Raw genomic sequence first — 17,713 nt, 5'->3', positions numbered from 1 at the left:
AGTGCGAAATCTTTTCTCGATCGCTAACCTCAACTAAAGTTAGGTTTCCAGTCGATAGTGAACCAAATCTCAGCGCGATCGCTATCCCCCGCACCGATAAGATGAATTTGTTCTCCGGCGATCGCGTTAATTCCAGAACCGCTAATTTCACCCGTTAATAAGTCTAAGTTGAGGTTAATCTCCTTAATACCAGAAGCCGGGTTAATATCAACATCTGTATTGATAGTAAATTCCTCAATACCTATATCAATCACATCTTCCTCCTTGATTTTAATTGTAATTGGAACTTTATTGTCAGTTATCTTGGCTACCTCTTGCTCCGACTGCCAATTAAGACTAATATCGTCTTCGTTTCTTTCCACAAGACTTGTCCAAAGATCGCCATTAATAGTTAGTTCGGAAAAGAAATCAGGAAGATTACTTCCACCATCAAAGTCATCTATGCTTTTTACTCGATTAACAGTTGCAGTTACAACTCCACTTGGTTGTCTGGAAGTTTCGCCAATAAGTGTTGATGAAATCCAGTTATCTGTTCCTTCAATACGATACCAAATTGAGCTTGCTATTCCTATTTGTGGATCTCCGGTATAGTCAACAAACTCACCTTCTATCAAATTATCGAAAGATAAACTTGTGCCATAATTTAAGGTAGCAACTGGTGGGTTTTCAGTGCTAGGATCGGGACGTACATTAGCGCCATCGGTAGCAATTACATTCCCACTAAAGTCTTCTGGTTTCCAAGCTAAGTCAAAGATAGCATTACCCCGTTCTTCGTAATAGTAGAAGTGGAAATCATACCAGCCACTTTCCGGTACAGTAAACTGAATAAATTCCGCATCTCCATAAGCTTGTTGCCATTGTTTTTCCGGAGTAATATAAACCCATTCCTTGCTATCTTGATTTTGAGCAAGTAATTGGAAACCATCATCACCTTGTACCTGAGTTTTATAGATTCTTCCAGCTTGGAAATAAGCATCAGTTGAAGCATCAATAATAAAGTTGTTATCTGGGAGACGCAAATCGTTGTTAGGAGAATTGGTTTGCCAATCGAAATAAATGCCTTCGTAAGAATCACTACGAGTATTAGCACCCAGATTTACTACGCCAATTTCATCAGTTATTCCTCCTAAAGTTGCTTGAAAATCTGCTGGGGGTGTATTTCCTAACTGACGATCGAACCAGAAAAAGTTAGCTGTCCATTCTTCCCTTTCTTCAACTGGTTCGGTGAAGAAAGTTACTTCTTCGAGATTGAAATCGACTTTCGCATTACCAGCTTGTTCGTGATAGAGAAGGTGGAAATCGTACTCACCAGATTCAGGAACCTTGAAGAGAATTGTGCGATCGCCAAATTTCTCTGGAATCCAATCTCCACCATCGTTACCATCGACTAAATTATCAATCCATTCCCCTGTCTCGGTATTCTGTAACCTAAACCACGTACCGTCATCGGATTTAGTCGTAATTTTGTAGAGTTTGTCAGCCTCAAAATTGGTGCGAGTCCAAGCATCCATCGCAAAATAATCATTTTGAACCGCAGGATCGGGACTAGCTATCCCCCAGTCGTTAACAAGCTCAATTTTGCCATTTTCTCCTTGTTCTCCAAGATCGAGAGTTGCAACTGGGTTGCTAAAGTCATAGGTGAGAGGATCTTGAAGATTATCATCGATGTTGAGGAAACTAGCATTCCAGCGATTAGTAGGAATACTCATTTCTCCCTGGAATGCGATCGCGTCATTATTACATTCACTAATTAAGGTTGCAATAAATTCGCCTCCAGGTAACAAAGATTTGTCAAACTTAAAGCCAAATGTAAGATTACCTGTTGCTGGTAATTGACTCAAATTGAAACCAGCTTCGGTTAATTGGAAAGAGTCTAACAACTCAATATCGCCTATTTTTGTTCCGGATTGAATTATATTAGGAACTAAACTTTCTGGTCGATCCCAAGAACCTTGTTCGCTACTAAAAGCACGATAATAATCATCATTCCAAGCTAATTCCCCGTGCATTGCTGGTTGTTCAGTGACTTCTTGAACTTTAGCATTATGATTCCAGAAATTTGACCAACCTGCGTTATCGGGAACCACACTAACTGCTGTAACGTTACTATAAACTCCGGTACTACCTACTTGAGAATCATTAGTACCAGCAAAGCGAATTCCAAATAATTCACCGTTAGCTTGTTGGAAATCTCCTAACCCAGAGAAATCAAAGAATAAATCGCCCCAACCGATATTACCATTGCTAATTGTAAAATCATTAAGTATGGGTCCGGTTTCTCTTCCCGTAATTGGCAAATTAGTATTAATCGCTACCCAAACACTATCCTCATCTTCACTCATTCCCATCCCGTAAATTTCATAAATTGTCTCACCAACATCAAGATTACCGTTGCCATCACCAGCAATACTATCGTAGGTAGGATCGATCGTATAATTCCAAATATTTGATTTGGAAATTGTCTCGATAAAGGTAGTAGCTGTATCGAGCGAGTAATTAATTCCATCAAAAGCTTTAACGGTGAAAGCTTCAATTGCGTCTCCAGCCGTATCAGGTATCCACACAATTTCTTCACCTTCAGCTAGAGTAGTTTCTCCAGCGTCAACCGGATTACCATTTTTGAGCAAAGTACCAGAAATTGTCTCTTCTATTTGGAAAACAATCGCATCTCCATCTGCATCAGTAGCATCAGAAGCAGCTAATAAATCAGCGTAAGTAATGGTAAAAGGTTCATTTTCAGTAGCAACAGCCATTGTCGCAATAGAATCTATTTCTGGAGGAGTGTTTTCTGTCGTACCGTAAATATTCAGCTTCCAATCAGTCCAATAATTAAATTTTCGGCGAGCATGATCTCTATTTTCAGTATCATTACGATAAATAGTATCCGTTACTCGCAACGACCATTCGCCTTCGGAAGATTCGCCCCAGTGACGCGCAGAAGTGAATGTCCAAAGATATTCGTTATGCTTGTCTCCTCCATATTTTTCGTTATTTAAGTGTGGTTCAGCCAAAATAGATTCGGTAGTTATCGTTTCTCCCTCCGAGTTAGTGTAAGTATGTTCGAGGACAATTTCTAACTCACCTAAATAGCGATGATTGCTATTAAAAACAACTTCTACCCATTCAACCATCAAATTTTCTTCTGAGTTTTCAATCTCAATTGTTGAAGTTATTGGCTGAAGATTATCCTCCTCATTTTCGGGAGCGGCGGGTATGTGTTCACCTACTGGCATATATTCATTAATCGAAACTTCCTGACGAATAGGTTGCCAATTTTGGGCTAATTCCACTGCGGCGGCTGCATCCACTGCACCAAAACCATATTTATGATTGATCCAGCGTCCGGCTCCATTTTGCTGCCATTCTTCGTCTTGTGGATCGTTTTTCTGTGCAGTTTCTACCAATATATGCTGCACATCTCGCCAACTCAGTTGGGGATTAGCTGACAACATCAGTGCAACTATACCCGAAACCTGGGGTGCAGATGCGGAAGTACCTCCAAAATCGTCAGTATAACCTTCTTGATTTAAGTGAGTTGTGGTAATACCGATGTCGCCTTTTTTTCCTTGAGAATAAGCAGAAACTAAGAGTGGCGCTCCTCTTTCGCTATAAACAGCTTGACGACCTTGACGGTCGATCGCGGCAACAGCGATCGTGTGACGAGAGTTGGCATGACTGTTATAGTTAACATTACCACGATTTTCTAAACCGTCTAGATTACCTCCATTTCCTCCCGCAAACACATAGATATTACCTAGTCCATTTCTCCCAATATCTATCACTCGATCGAAGATAAATTCAGTACCGGGCAAAATATCAAAAAATCCTAATCCCCAACTATTGTTGTAAATATCAATTTCCTGATTGTGGTGTTTAAGAGCATTAGTAATTTCAATTTCTGAAACTCCGTCAGCACCCATTCGGATACCAGCAAATTGTGCATCTGGAGCAACTCCACTTCCACCTCGATTATTATTTCCATTAGCTGCGGCTACTCCCGCAACGGCTGTACCGTGTAAATTGATAGTAGTAAAATCCAGGGATAAATGTTCAATAATTCCCGAGCGATCGTCTCCCGGTTGATTATCTATAACTTTTAACTGCCAAATCCCGTCTGCTTTCCGACCATTAAATTCGTTGATTTGTAGAGATAATTGCTCATTACCTATATTTCTCACTTGAAACTCTTTCGGGTTTATTTCTCCTTGTAAAAGTGGACTTACGAGATAAAATTCTAAGTCTCCTACTGCATTATGCTGAATATCTATATTCAGAGTTAAATCTTGAATAAACCCGGACAAAAAGCTTGGAGAAAAATCCAAAATATTTGACTCAATATCTAAAAGGGAATCTGCTACATTTTTGAAGTTAATGGTATTCTTCAGAATTGGTGAAGGATACTCATCTTCCTCGTCAAAATCATAACTCAAATCCGGTCGATAGTTATCGAAATCCCAATGGTTGTATAGGTTTTGCTGTGGATCTTCGATTCCGAAACCATCATCAACAACACCAATAATTACATCTTTACCTGTTACTTGATGATTTTGCCACGCATCAGTAACTTTAGCATTATATAAATGCCACTGTCTTTGATTAGCGACGTATGGTTCATTCATTGGTGCATTCCAATTGACAGGGAATTCAACTAAAGGGTAAGCAAATTCTACCCCTGCTACTGAAGCTAATTTATCAGCTATTGCAAAAGGATCGATATCTGAAGGAAATTCCCAAATGTAGGTATTAGGAATATGTCCGGTTTCACCTAAATTCGAGGCTGAGAAACTAGTAGCTAATTCGGTTGCAGATAGTCCAGATTGGACGCTAACTACCCATTCTGTAGTTGCTGCTAATGCTTCGGGGTCGTAGTTATCTAAGTTAGCGGATCTTTCGATGGCTACTTTGACGCGATCGCTTAATTCTACTTCTTCTGGAAGTGAGAGAACTGTGAAAGTCTCAATTAAAGTTTCTTGGGGTTGATTTGCTTGGTTGTAAACGGTTGCAAATAACTGATAGCGTCCTGGTTCTAATTCTGGTAGATCGTAAGTAAATCTAGTTGCATTTGGATTATTACTATCAGGACTAAATTCAGTAACGTCTTCTAATTCAATCCACTCAGTAAAATCTTTTTGCAACCACAAGTCTACTGCTGCTAGATCGCTGACACCATCAGTATCGAAAATTTTCGCAAAAAATTCTACTTCTTCCTGGGGATTATAAATTTCATAAGCTAGTAAAAGCAATGAATCTGATAACGATCCTGGTCCCACTGGATACAGTTGAGATGTGGGAATTATCTCTCGATCTTGCAGTTCACTCGACCATAAAAGCTGAACGTCGGATCGTCCCCAATTTTCATAGTATTCTAACTCTAGATCGTACAATCTTCCTGCTTCTAACCAAATCTCACCATTGTTTTCTTGGGTAGGATGAATTGTCCAATCATTAATTAATAATTCACCATTTACTGTCAAACGGACTCCATCATCAGCGAAGGTGGAAAATGTATAGTAGTCGCTATAAAGTGGTTGTACTTTTCCTGTCCAACGCACGCTATAAGTTTGGCGTTCGATAGTTTCATCTGGAGAGTCCAAACCCCAGTCAAAATCTACTGTGGGATCGATCCGAGTTAATGCTAAATCAGTAAAATCTGAGTTGTCAAAATATTCGGCTTGTAAACCTGTTCCTTTACCTCGTTCTGGTGGTTCTGGTACGATTGGATAAAGCTGAGAGGTAGGAATAATTTCTTTGATTTGTGATGCACTCGACCACAATAGTTGAATATTTGAGCCGCCTTGATGTTCGTAATATTCAAGTTTAAGGTCGTATAATTTTCCAGCTTCTAAGGTGATTTTACTATGGTCTTCTGTGGTTGGGTGAACTGTCCAATTATCGATAAGTAATTCTCCATTTACCCACAGTCTCACACCGTCGTCTGAGTTGGTATAAAAAGTATAAGTTTCGTCGTAGCGTGGTTGGATTTTTCCTTTCCAGCGTACGCTAAAAGTATCGGTTTTAATCTTGTCATCGGGAGAACCATATTTCCAGTTAAAGTCAATTGTTTCGTCTGTTCTGGTAAGGACAGGATTGCTGAAGTTTGAGTTATCAAAGTATTCGGCTATTAAGCCAGCACCTTCTCCTGGCGCTATTGGTTCTGCTAAACTAGAAAAGAGTCTTTCTGTGGGAATAATTTCTTTCTCGGTTGAAGGGCTTGACCATGATAGCCTATTAACTGCACCGCCTTGATTTTCATAGTAATCTAGTCGAATGTCGTATTTTTCTCCAGCTTCAAGCTGGATGCTCCCTGAGTTTTCTGTTGGTGCATGGTCTGTCCAATTGTTAATAATTAATCGATCGTTTATCCACAATCTTACGCCATCATCTGAAGTGAGATAAAAAGTATAATTTTCGGTTGTTGGGGCTTCGATTTGTCCTGTCCAACGCACGCTAAAAGTATCAGATTCTATTGCTCGATCTGGTGATTTTTTTCTCCAATTAAAGTTAACTGTTTCATCGATGCGAGTTAGGACAGGATCGGTGAAATCGATATTATTGTAATATTCTGCTTTTAAACCGTTGGTAATAGTTTTGGTATTTACTCCTTCGCTATTACCAAGTAAGTAGTCGTTACGGTAAATTTCATTTGTTGGTGAGTAAATTTCTATCTGTTTTTGGGGAAAAAGTGGGTTTGTAGAGTTATCTTCTACTTGCAGAGATTCTAAATTGTGTTCGCTTAGGGAATAAGTTTCGGTAGAACCAATGCTATTGCTATTTGGTTCTAAAGGCTGGTGCGGAAAGCTATTGCTTAATAAGGTGTTATCTAAGTTATTTCCTAGATAATTGGTAGATTCCTGGAGAAAGTGCTGCGGTTCTTCCATGTTTATACTGAAGTTATTTGCTTTATCTGTAATTTTAATCGCTTTTTCTGGGTGTTTTTTTAAAGATTCAATAAAGATTATTTGGCTATTTTTTAACAAGAAAAAGTTGTTCGTCGAGCGAATAAACAAATAGCTTGCTATTCAAAAGACGTTCTTATTAAAAAATTTATATAGCTATTTAAAGCTAGGGTTTATTAACTAGAAATAAAGGCTTTTGGTGGTAAGTGTTTTCCTCCTAGTGTGATGACCCTTGACAATTAGGTTTCGGAAAAAAGCATTGAGTTTTATGCCAAGTTTCCGAAATCTTCATAAATATTTACAATGAGGTGAAAATTGGGAGTTTCCTTGAAAGGGGGGTGACAAGCGGGTTGAAAGCAAGACTGGTAGTGGACAATCAACCCTTGTATCAGGAAACTGATTAATAATGATAATCTTGATGAAATGCTAAGTAGCGGTAAGCTCTTGCTATAGCAGAGAACGAGTTGGCTGTTGAGATCCTCATTTTCGGAAAACCTTGCTATCGTTTACTGTTCGCTGCTATATGCCCTTGATGTTTTCTTCAATACAGTGTCATTGCCCTTCTGCTCAAAAGACTAAGAACTAAACAGAACAGAACGACGTCCTTAATTCAAGTTATTGTCGAGGCTAATTCCAATAAGCTAAGCAAGACTTTCTCCTCAAGGCATCCACTCAAAAACAATACCGACTCGACTATCTTTTTCTTCACGAGAATTGTGTTTTTCAAGATCGGCAGATAGCCGCAAATTGCGAGTTACAGCATAGCTAACTGAAATGGATGTTATACCTACTTCGTCTCTGCTTCCGGGAGAAATAAAAGTTTGATTGAAAACAATGTCTGCTGCACCAGTACGAGATAAAGCTAACTGTAATTTTGCGCCAAGATTAACACCATCTGTGGAATAATTTTCGCTTTCGATGTAGCGATAACCAGCGACTGGTGCAAGATTGACATAACTACCCAAGGGAAGGAGATAATAATTTAAATCGGCGCCATAACTTTCTCTTTCACCGTTGAAACTAGCTTGATAATCGCCACTGAGTGTAAAATTAGTGCGACCAAGAAATATATCTTCGACACCAACAATAAATCCTCCTGCTTCGTCAGTTGAAGGAAATTGAGAGTAACCAAAACGGACTCTGGTGCGAAAACTGGGGTCGTTTTCAATATCTTCTAAAACGTTGGGAACTTCTTCTAGCCAACGCTGTAAAACGGGACTATTTTCGATTATTTCTGGGTCTAATTCTAGTTGTTCGGCTGGGGTTTGACTCAAAGCGGGAGCAGCGATGGTTGCAGTTAGCCCAAATACTAATAAATTACAAGTAAAATTAATTAAGCGCATAAAAAATAGTTTAACTTTTAATTTCCGAAAGCTATAACTGCATTTTGTCCGCCAAAACCAAAACTTAAACAAAGTGCTGTTTCTAGGGATGCAGTTTGGGCTTCTCGCACAAAGTTTAAATTATACTCTGGTTTTTCCAAGCCAACACAAGGAGGTAAGATTTGTTGTTGTAAAGTTAATAATGAGAAAACTGTACCAAGCATCCCGGAAGCGCCGAGGGTATGACCAGTTGCTCCTTTGGTTGAGATAATAAAGGTGTGGTTAGGAAACACTGCTTTAATTAAGTTAGCTTCTCTCTGGTCGTTGAGTCGAGTACCTGTGCCGTGAGTATGAATAAAGCTTACTTGCTCGGTGGCTATCTGACTACGCTGCAAACAATTTTTAATTGCTGTGGCGGCAGTTTGGTAATCTGGGTCTAAGGCGGTACGATGATAAGCGTCGTTACTCAAACCGAAGCCTAAAATACGCCCATAAGTTTTGCTTTGGCGAAAATGAGCTATTGGTTGCAATTCTAAAACTAATACCGCCGCACCTTCTCCTAATACCATCCCTTCTCGTTGTTTGTCGAAAGGAGATGCTTTGGTTTTTGCTAATGCGCCGAGTTTAGCGAAACCTGCAATATTTAAAGGGGAAATACAAGACTCAACCGCACCAAGAATGACTCGCTGACATTTTTGGGTTTGTAACCATTCTACAGCTTGAGCGATCGCCCAGTGACTTGTGGCACAAGCTGCATTTGGACTACTAACTAATCCTGTTACCCCTAATTTCTTTGCTACTTCTATGGCTAACATCTGAGGTAAGCTTGACAACCAAGGAAATTCTCTTTCTAAATAATTTCCCGCCGCCCATTTTTCCCAAAGTCCTTGCTGAGAGCGACTTGAGCCAATTACAACACCGCAATTTTCTAAGGGGGTTTTGTAACCTGCATCAGCTAAAGCCATCTCTAGCGCCTGTTCTAACAATACCAGAGGCGATGTTGGACGAGGCGTAACTGTCGCTAAAGGTAGCTTGGGTAACTCTGGGAAAGGCTGCTGCAAACTAATACCTGTTTCCCCAAGCAGTAACCGTTGCCAAGTGTGAGAGATGTTGTTCCCCAAGGCTGTTACCATACCCATACCGACAACTGCGACTATCTTTTCATCCATCTCATTGAGGGTAACTTTTTTCATTACCACGAATCTGCTAAAAAGTCAAGCACAAAAAACGGTTCCGTCAAAAACAGAACCGCTTTTACTTTAAACCACTCAAGCCCAGACGTGAAAAAATTTAACAGGAGAGGGGTATTTGTGGGAGAAGTAAACCACAAAGGAACTTCTCAAACTTGTCCTAACTGTGGAATCACGGTGAGGAAAGAACACTCAGATAGAGTACATTCTTGTCCTGAATGTCAATACGAAGAGGATGTCACCGTACGACACCGTGAGTAGCAGTAGCATCAATCGGCTTCATCAAATACAAACGCAAGAATTGCCAGCCATTTGAGACGTAGTAAGGTAACTTACGGAACAACTGCCAGAATTTCGGTGTTTGAGAATCAGCGATCGCGCGTAGCTGCTCGTTATTTTTGACACAAACTTCCAGGCGATCGTAAAATTCCGGATTATGCACATCCAAAATCACCGGGAAAACTCGTCCTGCGGTATCATTTGTCTTCTCAATCACTTCCTTATCGTAGCTACGAGCATCCAAACCAATTGCCGCATAGAACCCATAACGCTGAATATCGTTAAGATACATCGTCACGAACACCGACAGCAAGAAGAAACGACACCACAACTTCGCTTTCCAATCCCGTAAAATTTCCGGCTGCGATCGCATAATCGCATCAAAAAAGTCACCGTGGCGATTTTCATCCTGACACCAATTTTCAAAGAAGCGGAAAATCGGATAAACGCGGTCTTCTGGATGCTTTTCCAAATGGCGATAAATCGTGATATAACGCCAATAACCAATCTTCTCCGACAGATAAGTAGCGTAAAAGATAAACTTCGGCTTAAAAAAGGTATATTTCTTATTTTTGGTTAAAAATCCCAAATCCAACGACAGATCGAAATCTGCCATCGCTTTATTCAAAAAACCAGCGTGACGCGCTTCATCTCGCGACATCAGCGTAAAACACTCAGCCAAAGGAGGATTTTTCTCCTTCAACCGCCGTCCCAACTCCTTATACAGTAGAAAACCAGAAAACTCCGCCGTACAAGAACGCTCCAAAAACTCAATAAACAAGCGACGAGTTTCGCCATCAATACAATCCCAAGATTGATTAAACTCCTCATCCCGGACAAAATGATAGCGATTATAATCAGCGCGAAACTCTTCTAAAATCGCCATCAACTCATCTTCATTCGGCGAGATATCCATCTTCGCCATCTCATCGAAATCAGTCGTATAAAACCTCGGTGTCAGTAATGTATCCTTAGTTGGGGCTTTAATCCCCGGTCGAATTTCTTCAAAATCTGGTTTTTTAAGCGTATTTACCATATCTTTTTGCTTCCTTCTGGTTTTTTATCTTCGTGCTGGCGATTTGGCGCGACCAATTTGCTTTAGCCAATCTCCTCGTTGCTTATTCCTCGGCTCGGTTTAAGTCTACCAATCTCTAAAGTAGTAATTAAACCTGTTTTCGTTAAGAGTTACAACGCTTTAGTAAAATTCTGTAACATTAAGCGATTAGTTCAACTTTCAGAGAAACAAGCTAAGGTTAAAGAGTAGCAACCGACAACAGTGAAGTTTTCTCTACTATCAAAGCGACAAATGAACGATATTGGCACCAGCTATTTATTTTGGCTAGGTTGGTTTTTTGGACTCGGAGGACTCCACCGCTTATATAACAAAAAACTTGCCTCCGGATTTTTGTGGATGTGTACTTGGGGTTTATTTGGAGTCGGACAATTTATTGATTTTGTCTTGATTCCCAACATGGTCAACGAACACAACCTAAAAATCAGAAACCGACTGGGTTTAGCACCTAATGGCGTACCTTTATACAATCAAGCGGTCAGTGCGAGTCTATATTCACCAACCAATCAATACCAACCACCAGTACAATCTCCTATTCAACAGGATATACCGAAAGAACAACTAATGATCGAGTTGGCAAAAGCTGCTCAAGTACGCGGAGGTAAAATTTCTGTTACGCAAGCAGTTATCGATACCGAAGTTAGCTTTGAACAAGTAGAAGCAGCTTTAAATGAAATGGTCACAAAGGGTTATGTTGGGATAGAAAATCATCCGCTTAATGGCGTAGTGATTTATAACTTTTTAGAACTGTGATTGGGGATTGGGGATTGGGGATTGGGGATGGGGAAGAGGGGGAAGACAAGGAAGAATTAAAGTATCAACTGGTAAATGCGGCTACGTGATAACTGGTAACTGAAAAACTTGTCCCCGATGGAGCAAAAATTAATTTCTTACGAGCCACTTTTGACCGTTTAAGCGTTGCAAAGTATAAAAAACTAACAAGTCTAAATTTATCCGACGTTCGTCAATCATAAACGATTCGATTGTGCTGGGTTTACGACCGTTAACCGCCCAAGAAAATGCTTTTTGTCCTTTGATATCTTCTTCCAGGAAATAAACATTAAACTGTCGTTTTCCATTTTGCCAATTGCCAATAACTTGCCAGCATTCATCGTTACCAGCTCCGACAATCGGCAGTTTATCTTTAGTAAAAGTTAGTTCGATATCTTCGATACCTTGTTGAGCAAGTGCCTCTTTCAGGGCGGGTTTATACTCTTCTTCGATAAACTGAGGAAAAGGTTTATCTTCTGGTGCAGGAGGCTTTTCTTTTTTCGCTTTCGCTTTCGCTTTCGCAGCAGCAGCTTTCTTTTCTTTAGCAGCTTGAGCTTTCGCTGTTTTTTCGTCAGCTTGCTGTTGATTATTTTGCTCTTTTTCTTGGTTCTGGTTGTTCTCTTCTGCCATTTTTAATAACGATAGGTTTGTAGTTGCGTTGTTTTAGCCGTTGAGAAATATTACTTTCAAGTAATTCAATTGATTGATTTGCGACGCTTGACACTTCTAGAGTGCAACTAGAATATCCTATTTTACCCAAAGTTAAGCAGAGTGGGCTGTTGCCCACCCTACTTTTCCTTTTCAACCACCAGCTACCGCAGGAACGATGCTAACTTCGTCGCCGTCATTAAGTTGGGTTTTGGTTCCGTCGAGAAAGCGAATATCTTCACTATTGACGTATAAGTTCAAAAAGCGGCGCGGTTGTCCGCTTTCGTCGCGCAGTCGTCCTTTGAAACCGGGACAACTTGTTTCTAAAGCGTCGAGTAATTCGGCTACATTAGTACCTGTAGCTTCGATTACTGCTTGATTTTCGGTGAATTTTTGCAACGCGGTGGGAATTAATACTTTAACAGCCATAGACGATCGCTCTCTTCGTGAATTAAAAGATTATAGTTTTTGAAGTTGTCAAGCAAACAATTTACTAGATTAACACTTGTTGCCATTCTAGGCGTTCGAGGGTTTGCGCCCGTTCCCAAGCTCGCTCGAAGCTATCTAATTGAGCATCGATTGTCAGGGGTTCGCCGATGTAACCTTGGACTGCTTCTTGGGTTTTCAGTCCGTTTCCGGTGATGTAAGCAACGGTGGTTTCGTCGGGATCGATTTTACCTGCTTCGGCAAGTTTTTTCAGCACGGCGATCGTGGTTCCCCCTGCGGTTTCGGTGAAAATACCTTCGGTTTCGGCTAAAAGTTTCATTCCTTCGACGATTTCGGCATCGGTGACGGATTCAATTTGACCGTTTGTTTTTCTGGCTATTTCTAAGGCGTAAACACCGTCGGCTGGGTTGCCGATCGCGATTGATTTGGCGATCGTATTCGGCTTAACTGGGGTGACGAAGTCTCTTTCTTCTTGGTATGCTTGGGCGACGGGGGAACAACCTTCTGCTTGTGCGCCACTGAAACGAACTTCTTTGTCTTCGACTAAACCAACTTTAATTAGTTCTTGGAAGCCTTTATATATTTTCGTGTATTGCGATCCTGAAGCGATGGGAACGACGACGCGATCGGGTAGTTTCCAACCGAGTTGTTCGGCGACTTCAAAGCCTAATGTTTTCGATCCTTCGGAATAATAAGGACGTAAATTAATGTTGACAAATCCCCAACCATGTGTATTGGCGACTTCACAGCAAAGGCGATTAACTTGGTCGTAGTTGCCTTTAACTGCCATAACTGTAGGATTATAAATTAGCGTACCGAGAACTTTGCCAGCTTCCAAGTCAGCAGGAATAAACACGCAACATTCTAGACCTGCGTGAGCGGCGATCGCGGCGGTAGAATTAGCTAAGTTACCCGTACTAGCGCAGGAAACTGTCGAAAAACCTAATTCTCTAGCGCGACTCAAAGCCACGGATACCACCCGATCTTTAAAGCTCAGGGTAGGCATATTTACGGCATCATTTTTAATATAAAGATTTTTTAGCCCCAAGCGTCTTGCCAAGCGGTTCGACTTCACCAATGGTGTCATTCCCGTACCGACATCGATGAAATTATCGCTGGCTACAGGTAAGAAATCGCGATAGCGCCAAATCGAATTTGGTCCTTTAGCAATACTTTCGCGAGAAACCTGAGTGCGAATCGCATCATAGTTATAGCTTACTTCCAACGGACCAAAACAAAACTCACAGACGTGCAATGCCTTTGGTTCGTATTCTGCGCCGCATTCTTTACAGATTAACTTGTCGAAGTTGGCTGTAGTCTTGATTTTCTTGGTTTCAATTGCCTGGGTCATCTTAGTTTTCTCTCTTTTTCCATCTCTCGTCGCCTGATAGTAACACAGACAAAAAAGCCAGTCAATCATACCCGACTTTTTTTGTCGGGATTAGTTGAGGACTGGGGATTGGGGACTGGGGATTGGGGATTGGGGACTGGGAGACGAGATACTCTTAACTGATGTAGAGACTAAAATGCAACGTCTCTACAATTAAATGCGGCTACGTGAAAATCAGCCACCGCTAACCGGAGGAATCAAAACAACTTCATCCCCCTCTTGTAAAAGTCGATCTGGTTCAACAAATTGTAAATTAATGCCAAAACGAGTTAGATCGCGCCATTTTTCGAGTTCGGGATGTTCGGATAGCAAACGATCTAAAACAGTAGAAACTGGTGTTTGAGGAGGAAATTGTAAGTTCAATTCTGGAACCTTATAAACTTCCTGGTAAACAGCAAAAAGTTTAACTGTAATTTCAATAGGTTTAGTCATGGGAAATTAAAATTTGGGATGAGGAACTGATGACTAATAAAAGCAGATAATTGGTAACTAAATTAAGGTTCGACAATAACCGGAGTTCCGACAGTTACCTTTTCAAATAAAGCCCGAACATCTTGGTTAAACATACGGATGCAGCCGTGAGAAACTGCTTGTCCGACGAGTTGTTCGTCAGGAGTACCATGAAAGCCAATATAATTAGTTCCATCTGTCCAAAAACCGATCCAGCGATCGCCTAAAGGATTATTTGGTCCGGGAGGAACTAACTCACCTGTTAAAGGATGTTCCCAAACCGGATCGCGCATTTTTTGCATTACTTGAAAACTACCTGTAGGAGTTTCCCAGCCAGCCCTACCGATCGCGATTGGATAGCTGACAAGTTCATTTTTACCTTGATAAACATAAACACGACGCGATCCTAATTTAATGACTAAACGAGTAACAACAGAAACAGGTTCAGAAAAATTTTCTTCTCGAGGAAGATATTCATCCGCTTCACCTAGAGGTGGTAATTCGGGTATGTTTGTCTCTGGTATTTGGATTGCAGGTAGGATATTGTTGGTAGCAAGATCGCCGTTAGAATTTATGGCTGATGCTTCTACCTGCGGTGGGAAAAAAATTAACGGTATAGCTGCATGACAACAAAGCCGCAGAAAATTCTTAAACTTGCCTTTATCTGTTACCATTTCGATCGTTTTTAAGTTCTCAGGAAATTTTTAGCTTCAACTAAGATTTTAGACTCCTCTCTTAAGGTAGATGTTCGCAGTCAAAGCTCAAGCTAAAAATAAACTATTGACTTTTATAGATTATGCTATATCAATCCGAAGTTAAATTACCAACAGAGTCGAGTAAAATTAGTTCTGGTAATTTAGATTAAGGATAAGACGCGATCGCGTGAATCTTTTAAACGAGCGATTGCGTCTGGAAAAATTGTAGATGTGAGGTAGCGAACGGATGTTAAAACGTCAAATTATCGCCAAAGTAGGATTAGCTGCGATCCTTTCTCTAGGAGCAACAGAAGCAGCGATCGCTCTTCCCGATGTTTCCACCCCTGACAACCAGCTTATCAGTCAAGTGGAAAATGGTGAAACCATGACAATTGAAGGCGAAATCGAAGAGATTGTCGGTAATATCGTCCGGATAAGAACCGAAGATGGCGACCTAAAAGATATCAGAATTTCCAAACTCGATCAGATCGAGCTAGGATTAAGACGAGAAATGGATGTAGCCTTTAGCGTCCGAGGGATGGAAGAAGACGGGGAGATGGTTTATGCAGCCCAAGAAGTAACTCTCGCAGGACGTTCGGCGGTGCGAGTTTCCGAGTCGAGTAGTGCAGCCCTAGAAGCGAGAATGCGTACTCGTGCGGCAGAAACTAGAGTTGAGACACAACAGCAAACAGGTACAGTTCGCCAACGAGTAGTAATTGAAGAAGAAACCCGAGTCAGACAAAGAACAACTGTTCCTGAAGTCCGAGAACAAGTTGAAGTTCGAGAAGAAGTTGAACAAGTGCGAGAAGTAAGGGAGGAACGCCAACAAGTTCAACCGGCGATCCGCGCACTTTGGTAAATTTAAGTATATACATTCACCTTTTTTTGGAAATACTGTCGTTTTTTTTAACGGCGGTATTTTTTTTTCGAGTAGGTAGCCCTCGAATAATATCTGCAACCAATTCCACAGTTTGCTGCAAATGAGTGCGACCATCACGAAGAAATTGATTCGGATCGAAAGGACCGCCAGCACCATTATGACCCACAGCACCTAAAGAAATAAAACTAATTTTCCCTTGTTGTTTTGCTTTATTCCAATAGGATAAAAAAAAGAGCCGCCAGCGTCGTGGAAAAAAGATTGCTCCTTCCTTTTCAACTAAATCTTTTTCGCCAACCAGATGATAAAGATGCTCCAATTCTAAGATATTAATATTGCCACTTAAGACCCCGGAGATAGAAATAACTTCAATTGGTGCAGCTAGTGCTTGTTTCAAATAAGGTGCAGTACCCATAGCAATTTGTCCGCCACCACTATAACCTAGAAGAGTAATTGGTACGCCACTACCAGATTGATAGCCATGAGCAATTAAACTGTTATACATTACTTGTGCTGTTCCTTGATTATAAATTGGACCGTAGCGTTGGTCAGCAGAAACAGTAACAATTAAAGTATTGCGAATATTAATTGTGGCAGCAATTAAAGCCCCAAAAATGCCTGTGGATTTAGAACTTTGTAAGCGATCTGCTAAACGCCAAAAAAAAGAAAGAACTCTGCCTTTTGTCAAGGGACGATTCATCGGCGAGTAAGTAATCAAACCTTTAATAATCAGAATATTATCTGGTAAATGGGTAGCCAAATGAGAGATAAATTGGGCTACTGTTGGGAAATATTCGGATTCAGCTTGACCAATGCCATCGAGATATAGCGCTACGCGCATACGTTAGGACAATTCCTAAAGGCAGCATCCACGCATTCTCTGACGGTTTGAAATTCGTGTAATCTCTGTTTCATCCATGTCTTTAAAACAGCCCACCAGTTTTCAATCTTGTTCAAATCGGGAGAATAGGTAGGCAGATACCAAATTTCACATCCAGCCCTTTCCACAAGTTCTTTAATAGATTCCCCTTTATGAAAGCTGGCATTATCAATAATAATAATGTCTCCGGTTTCTAGCACAGGCAGCAAAAAATTCTTTAACCAGGCTTCAAATAAATCTCTATTACATGAGCCATCAAAGGTTAAAGGAGCCAATAATTTTCCTTCTTTTAATGCTGATAGCCAACTGACTCTTTCTCTTTTTTTTCCTGATTTGAGTGCATAACATCTTTCCCCTATTGGGCTGTAGCCATATGGGTAATCCTCTCGATTATCAAATCCTGCTTCATCTACATAAACTTTTCTGCTCTTCTCTATTTTTTCGAGTTTTTGAAGAAATTCTCGTCTTTTTTCTTCATCTCGTTCCCGATACCCATAAGTTTTTTTTTCGGCTTATACCCAGTTTTCGGCAAGCATAACTAATATTCTGTTGCGTCGCACCACACCCCCATAATTGAGCCATTTGCTTTTGAGTTTTGCCACTATTTTCTTTGGCAAATTCTCGAAATTTTTCTAGGTCTTTAATTTTCGGTTCAGTTCCTACTCTTACAGGTGGGCTGGCTTGATAGTCTCCTGTTTCTCTTTCTTTTTTTAGCCATAGAGCTAACGTGTTGCGACTAATTTTAAAAAAACGACTTACCTGTGTTTTCTTTTCTCCTCTTTTCACTGCTGCGATC

At 40.6% G+C, this 17,713-nt stretch carries 14 protein-coding genes; 3 read left to right on the top strand and 11 right to left on the bottom strand.

Translation table 11 applies throughout. From position 1 onward, the window contains the following. Positions 1-29: 29 nt before the first annotated feature. The 3 genes from G3T18_RS12790 to G3T18_RS12780 form a co-directional block, all read right to left on the bottom strand. Entirely contained in the window at positions 30-6,878 is a 6,849-nt protein-coding gene (locus G3T18_RS12790) for a PA14 domain-containing protein (protein WP_224410949.1), read from the bottom strand. A 677-nt stretch (positions 6,879-7,555) separates the two neighbouring features. Then, positions 7,556-8,239 (bottom strand): hypothetical protein, encoded by a 684-nt coding sequence (locus G3T18_RS12785; protein WP_224410948.1) that lies wholly within the window; start codon positions 8,237-8,239, stop codon positions 7,556-7,558. 17 nt (positions 8,240-8,256) lie between these two features. Next, positions 8,257-9,411, bottom strand: coding sequence for a beta-ketoacyl-ACP synthase (locus tag G3T18_RS12780; protein ID WP_224410947.1), 1,155 nt, complete (start codon positions 9,409-9,411; stop codon positions 8,257-8,259). Between G3T18_RS12780 and G3T18_RS25560 the strand changes: the two genes are divergently transcribed. Beyond that, a complete protein-coding gene (locus tag G3T18_RS25560; protein WP_318013961.1) occupies positions 9,319-9,669 on the top strand; it encodes a zinc ribbon domain-containing protein in 351 nt (116 codons plus the stop codon). The two genes, G3T18_RS12780 and G3T18_RS25560, sit on opposite strands and share 93 nt — an antisense overlap. Here the strand turns inward: G3T18_RS25560 and acsF are convergent. Next, positions 9,647-10,723: a magnesium-protoporphyrin IX monomethyl ester (oxidative) cyclase gene (gene acsF / locus G3T18_RS12770; RefSeq protein ID WP_224410945.1), complete on the bottom strand. Its 1,077-nt coding sequence runs from the start codon at positions 10,721-10,723 to the stop codon at positions 9,647-9,649. The two genes, G3T18_RS25560 and acsF, sit on opposite strands and share 23 nt — an antisense overlap. A gap of 270 nt (positions 10,724-10,993) precedes the next feature. Here acsF and G3T18_RS12765 point away from each other — a divergent pair, with 270 nt between their 5' ends. Continuing rightward, positions 10,994-11,512, top strand: coding sequence for a TM2 domain-containing protein (locus G3T18_RS12765; RefSeq protein ID WP_224410944.1), 519 nt, complete (start codon positions 10,994-10,996; stop codon positions 11,510-11,512). A 129-nt stretch (positions 11,513-11,641) separates the two neighbouring features. Here the strand turns inward: G3T18_RS12765 and G3T18_RS12760 are convergent, their stop codons facing one another. The 5 genes from G3T18_RS12760 to G3T18_RS12740 form a co-directional block, all read right to left on the bottom strand. Then, positions 11,642-12,160 carry a DUF2996 domain-containing protein gene (locus G3T18_RS12760; protein ID WP_224410943.1) on the bottom strand — a complete coding sequence of 173 codons (519 nt, stop codon included), beginning with the start codon at positions 12,158-12,160 and terminating at the stop codon, positions 11,642-11,644. Between the two features lie 171 nt (positions 12,161-12,331). Further along, on the bottom strand, positions 12,332-12,607 hold the full coding sequence (locus G3T18_RS12755) for a MoaD/ThiS family protein (protein ID WP_224410942.1): 276 nt from the start codon (positions 12,605-12,607) through the stop codon (positions 12,332-12,334). A gap of 64 nt (positions 12,608-12,671) precedes the next feature. Beyond that, entirely contained in the window at positions 12,672-13,976 is a 1,305-nt protein-coding gene (gene thrC, locus G3T18_RS12750) for a threonine synthase (RefSeq protein ID WP_224410941.1), read from the bottom strand. A gap of 213 nt (positions 13,977-14,189) precedes the next feature. Further along, complete coding sequence (locus tag G3T18_RS12745; RefSeq protein ID WP_224410940.1) at positions 14,190-14,447, bottom strand: MoaD/ThiS family protein; 258 nt, start codon at positions 14,445-14,447, stop codon at positions 14,190-14,192. 62 nt (positions 14,448-14,509) lie between these two features. Continuing rightward, positions 14,510-15,139 (bottom strand): L,D-transpeptidase, encoded by a 630-nt coding sequence (locus tag G3T18_RS12740; protein ID WP_224410939.1) that lies wholly within the window; start codon positions 15,137-15,139, stop codon positions 14,510-14,512. 268 nt (positions 15,140-15,407) lie between these two features. On the opposite strand from G3T18_RS12740, the gene G3T18_RS12735 reads away from it, so the two are divergent. Next, a complete protein-coding gene (locus G3T18_RS12735) occupies positions 15,408-16,019 on the top strand; it encodes a hypothetical protein (RefSeq protein WP_224410938.1) in 612 nt (203 codons plus the stop codon). A 16-nt stretch (positions 16,020-16,035) separates the two neighbouring features. Here the strand turns inward: G3T18_RS12735 and G3T18_RS12730 are convergent, their stop codons facing one another. Together G3T18_RS12730 and G3T18_RS12725 are read right to left on the bottom strand one after the other, a co-directional pair. After that, complete coding sequence (locus G3T18_RS12730) at positions 16,036-16,878, bottom strand: hypothetical protein (protein WP_224410937.1); 843 nt, start codon at positions 16,876-16,878, stop codon at positions 16,036-16,038. Continuing rightward, positions 16,869-17,712 (bottom strand): IS630 family transposase gene (locus G3T18_RS12725; protein WP_224410936.1). Its coding sequence is split into 2 segments (ribosomal slippage): positions 16,869-17,423 and positions 17,425-17,712, totalling 843 coding nucleotides; the frame shifts between segments, so codons are not numbered across the junction. The genes G3T18_RS12730 and G3T18_RS12725 overlap by 10 nt, the downstream gene beginning before the upstream one ends. Between the last annotated feature and the right edge of the window lies 1 nt (position 17,713).

The sequence above is a fragment of the Oscillatoria salina IIICB1 genome (assembly GCF_020144665.1).
GTDB lineage: Bacteria > Cyanobacteriota > Cyanobacteriia > Cyanobacteriales > SIO1D9 > IIICB1.
Note: the sequence above shows the minus strand (reverse complement) of the source record. Positions and strands in the feature narration are given on the sequence as shown.